General features: G+C 43.6%; 19 protein-coding genes and 4 pseudogenes. 9 read left to right on the forward strand and 14 right to left on the reverse strand.

Features of this window, described 5'->3' with window-relative positions:
* Positions 1-304 precede the first annotated feature (304 nt).
* The 11 genes and pseudogenes from H8S75_RS32965 to H8S75_RS31140 form a co-directional block, all read right to left on the reverse strand.
* Positions 305-565, reverse strand: a complete 261-nt coding sequence (locus H8S75_RS32965; protein ID WP_349769026.1) for a TipAS antibiotic-recognition domain-containing protein — start codon at positions 563-565, stop codon at positions 305-307.
* Between the two features lie 260 nt (positions 566-825).
* Positions 826-1,068, reverse strand: a pseudogene (locus H8S75_RS32970) (MerR family transcriptional regulator); the annotation flags it as partial.
* Positions 1,058-1,981 carry a DUF2268 domain-containing putative Zn-dependent protease gene (locus H8S75_RS31100; RefSeq protein ID WP_002591353.1) on the reverse strand — a complete coding sequence of 308 codons (924 nt, stop codon included), beginning with the start codon at positions 1,979-1,981 and terminating at the stop codon, positions 1,058-1,060. The gene H8S75_RS31100 and the pseudogene H8S75_RS32970, both read right to left, overlap by 11 nt.
* 293 nt (positions 1,982-2,274) lie before the next feature.
* Entirely contained in the window at positions 2,275-2,826 is a 552-nt protein-coding gene (locus H8S75_RS31105) for a DUF3795 domain-containing protein (protein WP_117566154.1), read from the reverse strand.
* Between the two features lie 84 nt (positions 2,827-2,910).
* On the reverse strand, positions 2,911-3,327 hold the full coding sequence (locus tag H8S75_RS31110) for a pyridoxamine 5'-phosphate oxidase family protein (protein ID WP_117566153.1): 417 nt from the start codon (positions 3,325-3,327) through the stop codon (positions 2,911-2,913).
* Between the two features lie 70 nt (positions 3,328-3,397).
* Entirely contained in the window at positions 3,398-3,802 is a 405-nt protein-coding gene (locus H8S75_RS31115) for a GNAT family N-acetyltransferase (RefSeq protein WP_002591350.1), read from the reverse strand.
* Between the two features lie 36 nt (positions 3,803-3,838).
* The gene (locus H8S75_RS31120; protein ID WP_002591349.1) at positions 3,839-4,396 is read right to left on the reverse strand and encodes a CD3072 family TudS-related putative desulfidase; all 558 of its coding nucleotides are present in this window, start codon (positions 4,394-4,396) and stop codon (positions 3,839-3,841) included.
* Between the two features lie 39 nt (positions 4,397-4,435).
* Positions 4,436-4,666, reverse strand: a complete 231-nt coding sequence (locus tag H8S75_RS32975; RefSeq protein WP_330592359.1) for a GNAT family N-acetyltransferase — start codon at positions 4,664-4,666, stop codon at positions 4,436-4,438.
* On the reverse strand, positions 4,560-5,009 hold the full coding sequence (locus H8S75_RS33700; RefSeq protein ID WP_002591348.1) for a VOC family protein: 450 nt from the start codon (positions 5,007-5,009) through the stop codon (positions 4,560-4,562). The genes H8S75_RS32975 and H8S75_RS33700 overlap by 107 nt, the downstream gene beginning before the upstream one ends.
* 670 nt (positions 5,010-5,679) lie before the next feature.
* Complete coding sequence (locus tag H8S75_RS31135; protein ID WP_187024790.1) at positions 5,680-6,273, reverse strand: IbrB-like domain-containing protein; 594 nt, start codon at positions 6,271-6,273, stop codon at positions 5,680-5,682.
* Positions 6,263-6,544: pseudogene (locus H8S75_RS31140) on the reverse strand (DUF3440 domain-containing protein); the annotation flags it as partial. The gene H8S75_RS31135 and the pseudogene H8S75_RS31140, both read right to left, overlap by 11 nt.
* Positions 6,545-6,643: 99 nt before the next feature.
* On the opposite strand from H8S75_RS31140, the gene H8S75_RS31145 reads away from it, so the two are divergent.
* From H8S75_RS31145 to H8S75_RS31160, 4 genes and pseudogenes are all read left to right on the forward strand, one after another.
* Positions 6,644-7,357, forward strand: a complete 714-nt coding sequence (locus H8S75_RS31145; RefSeq protein ID WP_187024791.1) for a MurR/RpiR family transcriptional regulator — start codon at positions 6,644-6,646, stop codon at positions 7,355-7,357.
* Positions 7,358-7,477: 120 nt separating this feature from the next.
* Positions 7,478-7,783 (forward strand): DUF6506 family protein, encoded by a 306-nt coding sequence (locus tag H8S75_RS31150; RefSeq protein WP_006774902.1) that lies wholly within the window; start codon positions 7,478-7,480, stop codon positions 7,781-7,783.
* A 479-nt stretch (positions 7,784-8,262) separates the two neighbouring features.
* Positions 8,263-8,392: pseudogene (locus H8S75_RS31155) on the forward strand (Maff2 family mobile element protein); the annotation flags it as partial.
* 396 nt (positions 8,393-8,788) lie between these two features.
* Positions 8,789-9,901 carry a Gfo/Idh/MocA family protein gene (locus H8S75_RS31160; protein WP_187024792.1) on the forward strand — a complete coding sequence of 371 codons (1,113 nt, stop codon included), beginning with the start codon at positions 8,789-8,791 and terminating at the stop codon, positions 9,899-9,901.
* 715 nt (positions 9,902-10,616) lie between these two features.
* Here the strand turns inward: H8S75_RS31160 and H8S75_RS31165 are convergent.
* On the reverse strand, positions 10,617-11,057 hold the full coding sequence (locus H8S75_RS31165; protein WP_187024801.1) for a hypothetical protein: 441 nt from the start codon (positions 11,055-11,057) through the stop codon (positions 10,617-10,619).
* Here H8S75_RS31165 and H8S75_RS31170 point away from each other — a divergent pair.
* From H8S75_RS31170 to H8S75_RS31190, 5 genes and pseudogenes are all read left to right on the forward strand, one after another.
* Positions 11,041-11,439 (forward strand): plasmid mobilization protein, encoded by a 399-nt coding sequence (locus H8S75_RS31170; protein WP_187024793.1) that lies wholly within the window; start codon positions 11,041-11,043, stop codon positions 11,437-11,439. The genes H8S75_RS31165 and H8S75_RS31170 overlap by 17 nt on opposite strands.
* Positions 11,411-13,033: a relaxase/mobilization nuclease domain-containing protein gene (locus H8S75_RS31175; RefSeq protein ID WP_187024794.1), complete on the forward strand. Its 1,623-nt coding sequence runs from the start codon at positions 11,411-11,413 to the stop codon at positions 13,031-13,033. Before H8S75_RS31170 ends, H8S75_RS31175 begins: the two co-directional genes overlap by 29 nt.
* Before the next feature lie 183 nt (positions 13,034-13,216).
* Entirely contained in the window at positions 13,217-13,387 is a 171-nt protein-coding gene (locus H8S75_RS31180) for a hypothetical protein (protein ID WP_187024795.1), read from the forward strand.
* 29 nt (positions 13,388-13,416) lie between these two features.
* Entirely contained in the window at positions 13,417-14,154 is a 738-nt protein-coding gene (locus H8S75_RS31185) for a replication initiator protein A (RefSeq protein ID WP_432764215.1), read from the forward strand.
* A pseudogene (locus tag H8S75_RS31190) lies at positions 14,151-14,273 on the forward strand (ATP-binding protein); the annotation flags it as partial. The gene H8S75_RS31185 and the pseudogene H8S75_RS31190, both read left to right, overlap by 4 nt.
* A gap of 285 nt (positions 14,274-14,558) precedes the next feature.
* Here H8S75_RS31190 and H8S75_RS31195 read toward each other — a convergent pair.
* The gene (locus H8S75_RS31195; protein ID WP_187024796.1) at positions 14,559-15,086 is read right to left on the reverse strand and encodes a DUF4367 domain-containing protein; all 528 of its coding nucleotides are present in this window, start codon (positions 15,084-15,086) and stop codon (positions 14,559-14,561) included.
* Positions 15,087-15,214: 128 nt separating this feature from the next.
* Positions 15,215-16,108 carry an NAD(P)/FAD-dependent oxidoreductase gene (locus H8S75_RS31200; RefSeq protein ID WP_187024797.1) on the reverse strand — a complete coding sequence of 298 codons (894 nt, stop codon included), beginning with the start codon at positions 16,106-16,108 and terminating at the stop codon, positions 15,215-15,217.
* Positions 16,109-16,191 lie beyond the last annotated feature (83 nt).

Genomic DNA, 16,191 nt, shown 5'->3' on the forward strand with positions numbered 1-16,191 from the left:
AATCAATTCAAAACCTCCTGTGGAATTCGCATGCTAGCTGTAAAACTCCAAATTATATTTTGTTTGTTCCAAAAGTCCTCCACACAATCTAAGACTTCACTCGCAGGTAATATAGTCGCCAAATAATGCTTATCCAAAATTTCTTTTTAGACGTAAAAAACGCTCCATCCGATATATATCATATCAAAATGAAGCGAATTTTTCTTTGCGGATAATATATGATTTTTAACGCAATTTCTTACGATTATCCTGCGAGTTTTACTTTTAAGTCACCTCCGCAAAGTTGCCCCGATATAATAGTTTATTAGCGATTACAGCAATAGACTTTAATTGCTTCACCAAAAAATTCCGCAACATTCCATGTGGCAAATCTATTGATATACTCGACAAATCGTTCATCTGTTTGATAGAGTTCGCCCAGATACATCAGCATAGCATCCGAACAGGGATAGAAGTTTTCAGATATATACTCCTGCCACTCTGCAACAATGGATTGAATGGCAGGTAAAGCAGGTGTTTCCGCCTTATATTCCGCCAGTCGTTCAAAGACATTTTGTGAATATATAAAAAAATCATTCCACTTCCGATTTCTCTCTTTTTCGGCTCTGGCTGAAAAAAAGAAGAAAACTCTTGATACTCATGGGTGCTGCCCCAACGTTCGATAACTTCATTCCTATATTTTTCTTGTAGAGCAGAAACTTCTGCATTTGAGAATGCTGTAAAAGAGTAATCACTTTTTCCGGCCAAACTATCGTTGACTAAGCAAATAAGTTCCTCAATTTTCTTTTTTCTAAGATTGAGAAGTTCTAAATGTCTTTCTAACGCTTCTCGTGTATTATATACGGGCGCTGACAATAATGCCTTGATCTCTTTTAGAGAAAACCCCACTTCACGGTAAAATAGAATTTGTTGTAACTTCTCTAAATCATTTTCAGAATATAAACGATATTTTGTCTTATCTGCTTTGGTAGGTTCCAGCAGACCGATTTCATCATAGTAATGCAAAGCACGTATCGTAATGCCGGTCAGCTTTGCAACCTCGTGAATCATCATTTTTTTAGGATTCATCCCAAAATCCCTCCACTTCTTTCAGTATTTCATCAGCAGGTATCTTGGTAGCCTCAATGATAGATTTTCCTGTTTTTTTCAGATAGTATTTTATCATATGATAGCCACAAGCATATCCGGCACAATAGGGTAGACCAACAGGAAAATAATTTTGCATTTTTGCCATTTCATCACCATACAGATATGCTGTCAGGTTATCTAAACCCTGTACATCAAGACCTCCCCTAATGATAGGCTTGATATATCCATTCAAAGTTTCCAAATCTGTCTTACTTACCCACGACCCTACATTTTCCTCACCATATAGGTAAGTAGCAAAGTTTTCAGCAAGTCCCTCACTTATCATCATTTCAGCAAGAGTAATGTCATTGTACCATTTAATAAACTGGAAACGGACATTATGATTTGTTTCATGTGCCAACGCTACGGGAAGTCTGCTCTTAGTGTGTTCAGATGGAACAAGCCATGTAAAAATGTAGCCAGGAATCCCTCCATCTCCACAGTAATTATCATTCATTATCATATAAGGTTTCTCTGGATCAGCCAGCAAAATGATATAGAGATATTCTTTTATCGGCAACTCAATTTCTGCATCAGTAAAACACTTTAAGGAGCGCTCGATAGACTTTTGACAGTTATCCCAAAATTGGTTATCGTCTAACAGTGTTATACTTTCGGACCATGTTTCATCAATTTTTTCCGGCAGAAGAAAGCCTAACATACCACTTGCCATAATAACATCATAGCCATTCGGTTGTGCAGCCTTCATTGGCACATTGTAGCAGGCCCATTTCTTTTCAAAAGGCTTCATCATTTCATAGCGATAAATATCATTCTTTTTAGAAACTGGCGCTTCCATGATTTTTCTGTAGATACCGTCAGAACGAACGGCCTGTACTTTTAGGTTACTCATATTTTATACTTCCTTTCGATATTTTGTAACTTCATTCTACGGTATGACGGAACGTCAAAGTCAATAGTTTTTGAATTATTTCTTTTCTACATCCGTTTGCCAGTTTATCCGCACCTTTCGGAATTAACCGTACCCGGCTAAGGTGAACCACACCATCGATCCAGCTCTTTACACATAGTTTCTGCACCCGGTGCTTGTATTACTCCCATTTCTTTGCAGTTTCTTACATTGTCATTGCGTTCCTTTACAAACAAAAAGCGCCACTGAAAATATGTGGCGCTTTTTCAAATACATTATCTCTTTTTCTTGTGTAACTTTAAGTCAATATTTTTCGTTGCCGCTGCATCCTGCAGTAATCCAGCAACAAAAGCGCTTTTTTCTTTGAGCGTCAGTGTTTCCATATCAGGTTTACGATCAATTTCTCTAAGTACCGTTTGCAGCTCTTGCAGTTCCAGCAGGTTTACGGCTACACAAAAGAGTGTCTTTTTGCGGCCATCATTATAATTGGATAATAAAACCTCCAGAATGTTGGCCTTCTCCGCCTGCTCTGCGTTATAAGCGTCTATTCCAAGGCGTTTGGCCTTTTCCATATCGAATTTTCGATTTCGATGTGTTATAAAGGAATCAAAATCGTCAATATGATCGTATTTTTCGCAAGGGTATTCGCTACATTGGAAACAGTATTGGGCGCCGTTGTGCTCCATGCTGCACCTTGCGATTTTGCAGGATTGATTTCCCTCACCGCCGCCACAGCCGGGACAGTTTTTATTCAGGAACATGGGGCAAAGCCCACAATTCAAACCGCAGAGGGAAAATAATTGATTTTGTCGGTTAAATCCTTTCATGGAGCCTCCTTAAACAGCCTACCTGCAAACGGTTAGGATAAGCTATAATAATACTTGACCTAACACAGTAGGAAATTTGAAAATCTAAAACTCATATCTTGTACCATGCGAGAGCAACAGGCCATCTGATAATTCCACTTGCAAAATGATGGTATTTTCATCGTTAAAATCAGTATGGCCGTTATCAATCCATTCAGCAAATACTTTTTTTAGCTTCTCTGCAATCACACAATTCTCTTTTTTCCCGAAATAACCCAGACTGACGCCATTCCCGTGTGCTGTAAACCACTCGCCGGCGATTGCAACAACAGGGTTATTTTTTATATGCTTCATTTTATTTGAGAGTGCATGGGTAATGACATAAAATGCCCCATTTTCGTAATAGGCATTGACGTATCGCACATAAGGCGTTGTATTTTCCGTTGTTGCTAATGATATAATTGTATCTTTCCCGAAACGCTCAATCATGACCTGTTCTGCTTCTTGACTAAATTCTTTCATTGAATTATTCTCCTTTTAAAATACACTTTTCAACTCTGATCAAATTCCAGATAAACCGGAAGCTATATTGTTATCGAAAATGTTTCAGTACCATTGCTGAGTAATTATCATATTGCTGAAACCCATATCGTTCATAAAACGCAATCATTTTAGGATCAGACGGCATAATTTTGACATAAAGGAGGTTTTCAAAGCAACTCATAATCTTTTTCATCAATTCATCGCCAATATGATGCCCCTGATATGCAGGGTCTACCAGAAGATAATGTAGAAATGCAACTGTTTCGCCATCATCAAGTGCCCGTACCAGTCCAATCAGTTTGTTATCATCCCATGCTGAAATTACATGTGAAGAATTTAGCATTGCCCCAACAAGTTTATCCGGGTAATTCCCGGACTCCCATCCCACGGACAAAAACAGTCTTTGCAGTTCTTTCTCTGTAAAAATATGGGTGTCTTTATACTCAATTTTCATACCACAATCTCTCAATATTTCTTATTTAATTTTCTGCTACTCCTTGACCAAGTTTGACTTAATGAAAGACTTTACTTGTTCAAATACATTATCAGTATCTTTGATGCCTAACATAGGAATATTCAAGTTTTCCGCCTTTATTCGATTGCTAAGTTCGCTCATAAAAATACCTTTACCGCTTATCTCTTTGTTAAAATCTGATGTGGTTTCAACACCGCAGTTCGGCGAGCGATTTGCACCAATAATCCCGATTATCTCAAAGCCGTAGGCATTGTATTCTGTTATTTGTTTCATCACATAGTCAACTTGAGCCATTAGCATTTTGTAAGATTTCGCTTTTTGCATTTCCTTACGAATGCGGGTATTTTCAATGACAACGGGAACATCTGCCCCATCGTTATTTCCTCTATTAAGCCCTAAACAGCAAAGTTCTGGACATGGCATTTGGACAATGCCAATATCAGCATCAAGAAGAATTTTTATTACATCCTTAAAAGCTGCTGGAAAAACGGCTGTCCCGTCAGATATTGAATTTTGATTTAATATACAATGCGCTATAAAAATAACTTTTTTGCTTCGACCGTCCTCAAACATAAATTTTCCTCTTTTTAAGCCCAAATTTGTTTTGTCGTGTTACTCAGCAAGCTGTGTTAATGTATCGCCTGCAATGCGATAGACTGTCCAATCAGACATGGCCTCTGCTCCAAGAGACAGATAAAAGTCAATGCTGGGTTTGTTCCAGTCAAGACACCACCATTCAAGCCGTCCGCAGCCACGTTCCACAGCGATAGATGCCAGTTTTTTCAGAATAGCTTTTCCGTAACCTTTCCCGCGGCATTCCGGCTTGACATACAGATCCTCCAAGTAAATACCGGCTCGTCCTAAGAACGTAGAAAAATTGTGGAAACCGGATTACCCGCTGCCCCCAGCTATGTTCGATCACTTCTCCCAGATATTCGATGTCCGGGTACTGTTTCAACTTGTTCAGGAAAGTGTCAAAGTCCTGTTCCTCAAAGACGATTTCCGTGTTGTTGGATTTTTTTAGTACCTTTTCTTTCGGCAGATTCATAAACCAGTCAAAATCCTGCTGCAATGCCAGGCCGCAGGTAAATGCGATGTTTCTTCCGTAGTCCCGAAATACCTCCAATCCGAACAAATCCTCATAAAATTTTCTTGCAGCATTAATGTTAGCCACCGATATAAGCATACACGTCTACTTCATAAAATTATTCCTTTCAGTTTTGCTTTTCTCAATCCTTTTATTGTTGTTCGGCTCTGGCAAATAATGATTACATTTTCTCATTGCTTTTTCTTATCGCTTATTCTTGTGCAGTTTCAGATCAATCCCTCTAAATCAGGTCTGCCCTCAATTTCCCTAAGTACGGCTCGCAGCTTTTGTAAATCCAAAATATTTACTGCTATACAAAAGAGTGTCTTTTTCCGTCCAGCATTATAGCCGGACAGGAGCATGTTCAGTATCCTGGCCTTTCCAAATCAGCCTCTTACTGGCGGTACCTAATAATGGTATCGAAGTCGTCAATATGATTGTATTTTTCAGAGGGGTATACACTGCACTAAAAGCAGTATTCTACTCCGCCATGCTCCATGCTGCTTCTTGCAATTTTGCAAGCCTGGTTTCCTTCACCGCCGCAGCCAGGACAGTTTTTATCCAAAAACATGGGACAAAGTCCACAATTTAATACACAGAGGGACAAGAGTTGATTCTGTCGTTTAAATCCTTTCATGATACCGCCTTCATTATTTTACCAGCATCCAATCCAGCTGAAGTGAATTAATACTTGCCCCAACAGACTTATTTCCTCTAACATTATATTGGGTCTGTAGGATAATTGTATTATTTAATGCTAAAGAATTTATTAATCATTTCCTAAGGTGCAGATAGTATGCGTTTTCCCGCTATCAGAGGACTCTTCGTCCGGAACCACATCCTCCGCAGGCCGCCAGACCTGTCCAAACTTCACATCACGGAACAGGGCCGCCAGGCCGGTAATCTGCCTAAGCCTCAAAATCTCATTCCGGTCCATACCCAGGTGTTTGGAAATCCATGCATCAGAACGTCCTAACTCGTACAGTTCCTTAATGATATTACTCATTAGGTCCACATCATGTGTTCCACGGGCGCGGTTATGACGGATGGTGCTGGCCATACGGCCGGACAGCGGCTTATCTATTATCGAAACCGGCATCATCCCCTTCTCACGCTCATAAATATCCGGGTAATCCCGCATCACCCGCCAGCGGTGAAAGCCATCTACAATCACATACTTATCATTGCTTTTTACATGATAACAGACAATCGGCATCGTATAACCGTCCTCCTTGATGCTGTCGTACAACAACCGCATTTCCGGCGGGGCCACGTTGTTCGGGTTATATGTATTGGGTACAATCTTTTCAAATGGTACTGCAATGATATTGTATACCGGGCTTCTGAATTCCTTATTTGCCATCTATCATCCCTCCGTACTTGCATCTGATAATATCCACGCGTTTTTGTTCCTGCCGCGTAAGCCCAAATCCCATAAACCGACAGGTATGGTCATTTTTTAAAATACAATAGCACATCCGTTTCCAGCTTGGTATATCTTTCGTGCTTTTGATATTATCGGTATGATCGGGAATCGGCCCAAGAAAAATAATACGAGGATTTTTATTGATTGTATAATTAGATATACCATTTCTCCGAATGTGATATCCCTTCTCCAAATGCTCACGTACCGTAAAGTAACAATAATATATTGACAGTATAAGCCTTGCTATCCGCAATTGTAAAAATTATTAAGTCCGTGTATAATATTTCTATGAAAAGGGGGTATCTTGATGTTTTCATATGATGAGATTCAAAAATATAATGAAACAGAAGTTATGATTTATAAATATGTAATTTCTAATATCGAAAAAATTCCCTACATGACAATCCGTGAACTAGCAAACGAGATGCATATATCAACATCAACACTATTACGCTTTTGTAGTAAAAATGGTTATGACGGATACTCTGAATTTAAAAAAGCTGTAAAAGCTGAAACATATGTTCTTAAAATGCAACCACCATTAGAGGATTTACAAGAACTGAGCCTTTTTTTTGAAAGAACAAATTCAAGTGCTTTTGAAAGAAAAATTTCATTTCCTGTTGAAACGATTAAAAATTCTGACTATTTGATTTTTATTGGAAATGGTTCGTCAGGAACTTTGGCAAAGTATGGTGCAAGACTTTTTTCTAATATGGGTAAATTTTCTGTTGGATTGGAGGATACCTTTTACCCTATAGCCACATACTCCTATAAAAATACTGTGGTTATTGCGCTATCTGAAAGTGGAGAAACTAAAGAATTGATTGATATGGTTCGACAATTCCAACAGAAAAAATGTGTGGTTTTAAGTATCACTAATGCGGCAACCAGTACATTAGCAAAAATATCCGATTGGAGTTTTACTTATAACATGAAAGAACACCGTGTTAATGGGAATTACAATGCAACCACACAAGTCCCAACCTTATTTGTTTTAGAAGCCCTTGCAAGAAGAATATAAAAAAACAGCCTGTTACTTTATTTGTAACAGGTTTTTTTATACTATCAGAGTAGGAGGTAAAAAATTAAAAAACATTTGGAAGTAACTATGTAAATCAAATTTTATAAGGAGGATTTAATAATGAAAGTAAATGCAGCATTCATTTTCATCGCACCGGAAGTAGACTATAAAAATCATAGAAGTGTTATTGATACTTCAACAGTCAAATTGACAGTTATTGGAGTAAAAAACTATTCTGAAGCTGAAACCGTTGCACAAGAACTCGTAGAACAAGGTGTAAAGGCCATAGAATTATGCGCTGGTTTCGGGAATGAAGGTATAGCACGCATTTGTAAAGCGACAAAAGGCATGGCAAGCGTCGGTGCAGTAAAATTTGACTATCACCCAGGCTTTGATTTCAAAAGTGGTGATGAATTATTTCAATAACAGTAAAATCTAAAAAAAGCAAACACAGACGAGTCAATCAATAACAAGTAAACGGCTTTTCAAGCCTTTACTGACAGACTCGTCCGGTTTTGCAGTTGGACAATCAAGGAGCAACAGCCTAAAGTACTGCCACCCACCAAAGTGGCACATCAAGCAGTAAGTCTTAAAAAGATTTGCTGCTTTTTTTGTTCTTTTGCGACTTGCACCGCTTGAACAGTTCCACACATGAAGCCTTATACGAAAAGCACAGAGCAGGACTTTAAGAAGGAGATATTACAATCAGAGGAAAGGCATGGTATTTTATCCGCGCCCCTGCCAGATGCGGGACAGCAGGAGCCGCCGCAACAACAATATGCGCCCCGCGCAGCAACCGCGCGGGACTTCCAGCCGCTGAACAACAGGTGGATTTCTTTATACACAGAACACCACAATAAACAACTATTTTGACAGCCGCAAAGCGGCGGAAAGTGAGGTGATATATGGAGTTTTTCAACAGCGCAGTAGACGTATTACAGACTTTTGGTTATCGCCCTTGGAGCAGGGCTTGGCATTTGGGGCGTTATCAATCTCATGGAGGGCTACGGCAACGACAACCCCGGCGCGAATGCTCATGTGCGGTAAAGAAGCACTAACAAAACAAGACAAGACAAGAACAGCCAGCCCCGCCACTATTCCGTACAGCCGAGGGAAGATAGCAGAACAGGCGACAGCCGTCAAGGGTAAAATGAACGGCGCATACTGCGCCGCCCTATGACAGCCGCCGCCCGCCCTGCTTTTGCGGCAATCAAGGGAGCGACAGACTAAAGTGCCGTCACTCCCGCCCATTATGTGGAAAGACGGTAGAAATATTCACATCTGTATGCTATAATAATTCTGATTGTAGGATTTGTGAGTGTTATATAAGGGCGAGGTAGAACAATGACGCAAAATAATGTAATTTCAATAGACTTATAGTCCCATCCAGATTTCCAAAAGCACTCTATTTATCAAAAGGAGGATTTTATCATGATTCGAGTTGGAATTGCCGGAATCGGCTTTATTGCGGAAGAATACATCAAATTTTTTTCTCAGGGGAAAATAAAGGGCGCCGTGATCAGCGCGCTCTCCAGCAGAAATGTTTCTCACATGGAGGACATCAAAGCTGCTTACGATTTAAAAGACACCGAGCTTTTTACAGACTATGAGGCCATGCTGGACAGCGGAAAAATCGACATGGTCATGATCTGCACGCCGCATTTTCAGCATCCTGATATGGCAATCCGTTCCATTGAGCGGGGAATCCACACCCTGGTTGAAAAACCGATTGGTGTATTCCCAGACGAAATTACATCTCTTATGAACTGCGTAAATTCCCACCCCGACACCCTTTCCGGGGTGCTCTATTGCCGAAGGGCAAACCCGACCTTTGCCAAAATGAAACAACTGCTGAATGAGGGCACTGTCGGCAATCTGAAGCGGGTCACATGGATCGTGACAGATATGTACCGCCCCCAGGCTTACTTTGACACAGCTCCCTGGAGAGGGACATTTCGGGGAGAAGGCGGCGGAATGATGATGACGCAGGTATCCCACCAGCTGAACATCCTCACATGGCTGTGCGGCCTGCCCGCGGCATTACAGGCATTTTGCTATGTGGGACAGGAACGCAGGATTGAAGTAGAAAACGAAATCACAATCATGATGGAATATCCAAACGGCGCAGCCGGGCAGTTTATCGCCTCCTCCCGGGAGTGCCCCGGCAGCAACAGGCTGGAACTCAGCGGGAGCAAGGGCCAGATTATCCTGGAAAATGAAAATCTGCTGACCCTTCGTTCGCTGCAGACTGACGAGAGCCATTTCGCCAAAACCTGTGAAGAGCCCTTTGGCCGTATTCCGTATACAGAACAGCAATTTTCCTTCGGCACAATAGAAAACACCGCGATACAGACAGATATCATCAACAATTTTATTTCCGCCCTCTCTGAAAATACGCCGATTTTGTGCTCCGTGCAGGACGCAGTCGATACACAGAGCCTGATTCAGGGAGCCTATCTGTCCGCATGGGAGCAAAAGAAGCTGAAACTTCCGGCTGACCCGGCTGCATTTACGGAAGAGTTAAAGAAGCGGATGGACTCTTAATTTCTTGTCTTAAAGGAAATTCCTTTGGAATCTCCTTTAAGACAAAACGCACTTCGTGCGATGATGCGCAGCTCGCGGGGATGAAATTATCGCTTTGCGGTCTACGCTCCGCTCCGGTCGTTGCTAACCAAGTGCCACTGGCACTTAGCAACGCTCGCGCGCGGCGGGGCTGTAAAAAAGTCTCCAAAAAAATCGCTGAAGTCGTGAAGTTTACAGTGATAAGGAAGTATTTTCAACAATTTATCACTAACGCTGACAGACAAGGTGCAAGCAGAGAGTTAATCACTTTTAGGAGTGGTCGGCTCTCTGCTTTTCTGTCTGTACCATGTTACGCAGTAGAACGCATTAACAACTGAATACCCACCGCCCCACCACAGCGGCACACCGAGCAGGAAATCACAAAACGGTTTCCTGCTTTTTTTGCGCCCACACGGTAGCTGAAATTTCATTTTCCGCATTTCCTATACGAGCCGGACAGGAAATTTCCCCGGACTGTTCGGCGTTTTGAAAAATTCTCTGTATTACAGGGCGAAAAGGGAGAAATGAGTTGGCAAAATCAAAAGGTTTCCGTGGAGGGGATTTGAAAAAGGCAACAAAATATTTGGCAAAAATGAGCTTTTTGGTGGTGTGGAGAACGAAAGGGAAAATGAAAAAGTTTTGAAAATCTCCGTCCATTTTGCTTTGTCAAGTGTTGAAGGGAGTGAGAAGGATTTTTTCAAAAATGCAGCCGCAGAGTTGGCAAAAAAATATTTTTCTCCGTCGAGGGGGAATAGCGGGTAGAAAAGCCCTTTGGAAATGTCTTGTTAGCGAAGGACGGCAGAAACCGCCGCCCCGCCCGATTTATCAGCGGAAGCCAAAACGCCCCGGAAAATTTGTAGTATGGATAGCTGCCAAAGTTGGCAGAAATCGCTTCTGCGGAACAGAGGGGATTGACGGAAGCCCAGACAGCGGGAAGCGGCAGTTTTTTAGAGCAAGTTTCTACCACAGTACCAAAATTCGCGTATTCGCTCATTTTACCCCTGCGGGAAACTTGTTGGGGAGTGCCTTCCCCAAACCCTGCTATGGCGGCTTGCGCCGCTAAAAACCACGCCCGCCGGAACGCTGTTTTTGTGCGGGAAAAAGAAAGGAGGTCAGCGACCATGCGAAAGAAATACAACACGCCCCACCGCAGCCGGGTAGTCAAAACCCGCATGACGGACGAGGAATACGCCGAGTTTGCCGGGCGGCTGGAACAGTACGACATGAGCCAAGCCGAGTTTATCCGGCAAGCCATACAGCGGGCGACCATTCGCCCCGTGATAACCGTTTCCCCTGTCAATGATGAATTGCTTGCCGCTCTGGGGAGACTTGCCGCCGAATACGGGCGGATCGGCGGCAACTTAAACCAGATAGCCCGCTGTCTGAATGAATACGGTACGCCATACGCCGCCCTGTCCGGCGAGGTGCGGGCAGCAGCCGCCGAGCTTGCCGCCCTCAAGTTTGAAGTCTTGCAGAAAGTAGGTGAAGCCATTGGCGATACTCAAACATATCAACTCTAAAAATGCCAACTACGGGGACGCTGAAAAGTACCTCTTATTCGAGCATGACGAGTTTACCATGAAGCCCACCCTTGACGCGGACGGGCATTTGATACCGAGGGCAGACTACCGCATTTCTTCTCTGAATTGCGAGGGGGAGGATTTTGCAATCGCCTGTATGCGGGCAAATCTCCGCTACGGAAAAAACCAGAAACGGGAGGACGTAAAGAGCCACCACTACATCATCAGCTTTGCCCCCCGTGACGGCCCCGAAAATGGATTGACCGTTGACCGGGCGCAGGAGCTGGGCGAGCAGTTTTGCAAAGAGCATTTCCCCGGACATCAGGCGTTGGTCTGCACCCACCCGGACGGGCATAACGGGAGCGGCAACATTCATGTGCATATCGTCATCAATTCCTTGCGGATTGCGGAAGTGCCGCTATTGCCCCACATGGACAGACCAGCGGACAGGCGGGCGGGCTGCAAGCACCGCTGCACCGACGCCTGCATGAATTATCTGAAAGCGGAAGTCATGGAGATGTGCCACCGTGAGGGGCTTTACCAGAAAGATTTGCTGAACGGGAGCAAGGAGCGAGTGAACGAGCGGGAATACTGGGCGCAGAAGAAAGGGCAGCTTGCCCTTGACAGCGAGAACGCCGCCAGAGCCGCCACCGGGCAGCCCGTGAAGCAGACGAAATTTGAAACGGACAAGGCGAAGCTGCGCCGGACTATCCGGGAAGCACTTTCACACGCCGCCAGCTTTGACGAGTTTTCTTCTCTGCTATTGCGGGAGGGTGTGAATGTCAAGGAGAGCCGGGGGCGATTGTCCTACCTCACGCCGGACAGGACGAAGCCTATCACAGCCCGCAAGCTGGGCGACGATTTTGAGCGGGCTTCCGTATTCGCTGTTTTGGAACAGAACGCCGCTAGAGCCGCCGAACAGCCCGCACCCATAGCGGAATACCCCGACACCATAAAAGAGCGCATACAGCGGGAAAAATCCCCGAAAATTGCCCCGAACAATGACGGAGTGCAGCGCATGGTTGATATAGCCGCCAAGAAAGCCGAGGGGAAAGGACGGGGCTATGAGAAGTGGGCGACCATGCACAACCTCAAACAAATGTCCGCTACCCTTGCCGCCTACCAGAATTACGGTTTTGCTTCCCCCGACGAGTTGGACGCTGCCCTTGCCGCAGCCCATGAGGAAATGCAGACGAGCCTTGCCGGACTGAAAGAACTGGAAAGCACCCTTGCCGGGAAAAAGGAATTGCAGCGCAGCCTTCTGAGCTATATCGGCACGAAGCCCGCCCGTGACGGTCTGAAAGCGCAGAAATCAGACAAGGCACGCCGGGCATATCGGGAGCAGCACGAAAGTGATTTTATCATAGCCGAAGCCGCAACCCGCTATTTCAAAGAGCATGGAATCTCCAAGCTGCCGAAGCGGAAGGAACTGCAAGAGGAAATCCAGCGGCTTACCGCAGAGAAGAACGCCGGGTACAACGACTACCGGGCGAAGCGTGAGCGTTTCCGGGAGCTTCAGACGGTAAAAAGCAATATCGACCAAATTTTGCACCGTGAGCCGAGCCGCCAGAGAAAGCACGAACAGGAGCGTTGAAAACCGCCCCGAAACGATACCGAAAATATACAAATCCTTTGGCTTTTGCTTCCCCTACCTGCAATCCCACCGATGGAGAAAACGCCGCTTACAGAGGGGAAAATGAGCCAAAATGACACCGAAAACATACACAAAACGCCGCCTATCCCATTACCCCGATAGAAGCGGCAGAAAGGAGCCGCCATGCCGAGAATGAGCAAGAAGCGGAAAGAGGAATGGGCGTTCTTCCTCAATGAGCGCAACCGTATCACTTACAACGACCTCTGCCGCAAATGCCGCCGGGACTGTAAACAGAGCTTCCGGGCACAGGTTATCGAGTGCCCGCCCTTTGTTTCCAAGCGGGCGAAGCCATGAAGCCGGAGGAAATGCGGGAAACGGTCTATGTGGGGCTTGATACGGAATTGCCGTCCTTTATGCCCTATCCCCGTTTCGTGCTGAAAATGGACATATCGCACACCGCAAAGCTGCTCTATGCGCTGCTGTTAGACCGCACCACCCTGTCACAGAAAAACCAGTGGCAGGACGACGAGGGGAGGGGTTTCATTGTCTACCCCTTAGCGGAGATGTCGGAAATGCTGGACAGGGGCAGCACCGCCATAAAGAGCGCATTAAACGAGCTGGACGCTGCCGGGCTGCTGGAACGGAAGCGGGCGGGCTTTTCCGCAGCCAACCGCCTTTATGTGAAAGTGCCGCCAGTGCCAGTGGTACAGTTTTCCGACCCTATGACGGTCGGAAAAGCGACCATCACAGAGCCGGAAAACCGACCAACTGACAGCCGGAAAACCGACTTTATGATGGTCGGAAAACCGTCCCCTAACCAACTTACTATAAACAAACTTACAGAGAGCCAAACAAAAGGAGCGAGTGGGGAGCAGCCGCCCGCCGCCTTTGGCAGATATGAGAATATTTTCCTGTCAGAAACAGAATACGCCGAGCTAAAGGCAGAGTACCCGGACAGGCTGGAACGGTTTATCGAGGAAATGAGCCGCTACATGGAAGCTACCGGGAAAACCTACCGCAGCCATGCCGCCGCTCTGCGTATCTGGGCGGACAGGGACAAAAAGGAGAAGCCGAAGAAAGGCATACCAGACTATTCGTTCAAGGAGGGCGAGAGCTTATGACTGATACTTTTACCGATACGATTTTGAACATGACCGACACCGCCGCCACGCCGGAGGACTACACCGGGGAGGACGGGCTTTTATACTGCGGGAAGTGCCGCCAGCCAAAAGAAGCATTCAACATAATATATACTCAAATTGGCTTAGAGTTTTTTCTTTATACGCATATGGGTTGCTTTGTGTATCTGTTAACGTGAAAAAGGGGATAGAAGAAAATTTGCTGTACGGAATGCCAATGCATAATGAAAAAATAATATTCTATAAAGAGATTCTAGTGAAGGATGCATCTATTTATGTTAAAATAACGGAGCAGCATCTGCTGCTCTGCAAAAAAATAAGAGTAGGAAATTCACATTCCCTATTCTTATTTTTACTCTTAATTGTACTAGTTATAATGGATATAGCTAATCAATCATATCTTTAGCCATTGCCACCATTTCATCTTTTGATACATTCTTATTAATGTCCATAAGGATGTAGCAAACATCCCCATTAATCCAAGACAGAGAATTAGCCTGAGCCATACCATAATACATATCTATTTCCCCATATTTTATAACAGTAGTATCTTTTGAATGAGATTGCCCTGATGCCGGTTCGGCAGATAAGGAAACCGATTTGGTGGTATTATTGTCCTTTTTTAAATATCGGAAGTCGATACCTTTATGTTTGTTGATTTGAGCGCCATTTGTATCCAAATCAAATAATTCTGTTATATGACCACTATTAAACTGATAACCGCCTGCTAGGGTTTCTGGGGCCTTAGGCTTGAATCCCACATCTTTTTGCAGAGTATCTGCATCCGGGAGCGTGGTATATTGAGCTTCTTCGGAATTGGAAACACTGACCATCGACGACTGGGATGCAAAACAGGGTACTGTATGCATCAGACAAATTCCTGTCATTAATAATATTGCAATCTTTCTTTTCACGACTCATAACTCCTTTCTTAAATGAGGTTATTTAATGTTTTACAAATACGATTATAGCAAATACTTCTCTAAAAAACATCTAAGGATATATTTGTAAATTTATATCAACCCATTACCAGCTGTTTTTATTAACACACTGCTGCAGCCTGTATTCCTGCGATTGCTCCATCAGCAACTGCTGTAGCTACTTGTCTTAGCTTTTTTACACAGATATCTCCCGCAGCAAAAACTCCGGGAATTTCTGTCTGCATCAATTCATCCACTGGAATATATCCGTTATCTAACTTCAATTCCGTATATATCTGAGTGTTCGGAACAATACCTGCATATACAAATACTCCGCACTCTGCATCCTTTATGATCTGTTTTTTCCCGGTTTTGTTGTCCGTAAATTCAAGCTCCTCAGCTCTTTCGTTACCATATACTGCTGTGAGACTTGAATGCGGCATAATTTCAATATTATGGTATGCAGCAACTTTATCTTTAAATTCTTGTATACATACAAGTTCATCTTCCACACATACAATTGTTACCTTTCCTGCAATTCCAGCCAGGTAAACGGCTTCCTTTACTGCGCCATCTGCTCCACCAATGATATAGATATTCTTACCCTTATAATCAAAACCATCTTTTGGTGCATTTAATCTGATACCTTTTAAACTTTCACCTGGAACTCCTAACATACGGCCAGAGCCACCATTCGCAAGAATTACTGTTTTACATTCATAACTTTCTTTATCTGTAACGATTTTCTTAATATTACCTATGAGTTTTGTCTCTGTCACATTTTCATAGCGAATCTCTACACCAGCACTAAGTGCTTGCTCTTTCATACGTTCAGCAAATGTCTTACCAGATTCTTCTTTCATGATTGCAGTATAATGCGTAACTGTTGAGACAGTTCCAATCAAACCGCCAACCTGATTCTTTTCCAACATCAGAATCCTTTTTCCTCTGCTTTTTCCATAAATAGCTGCACTGATACCGGCTGGTCCAGCTCCAATAATAATTATATCATACATTTGAATATCCTCCTGTTGCTTATACGAAAATATTACCTTATTTATATAGCTATCCCACTGATTCTACAATCTTATTTAAGTTT

The sequence above is a fragment of the Hungatella hominis genome, from assembly GCF_014288005.1.
Taxonomy (GTDB): domain Bacteria; phylum Bacillota; class Clostridia; order Lachnospirales; family Lachnospiraceae; genus Hungatella; species Hungatella effluvii.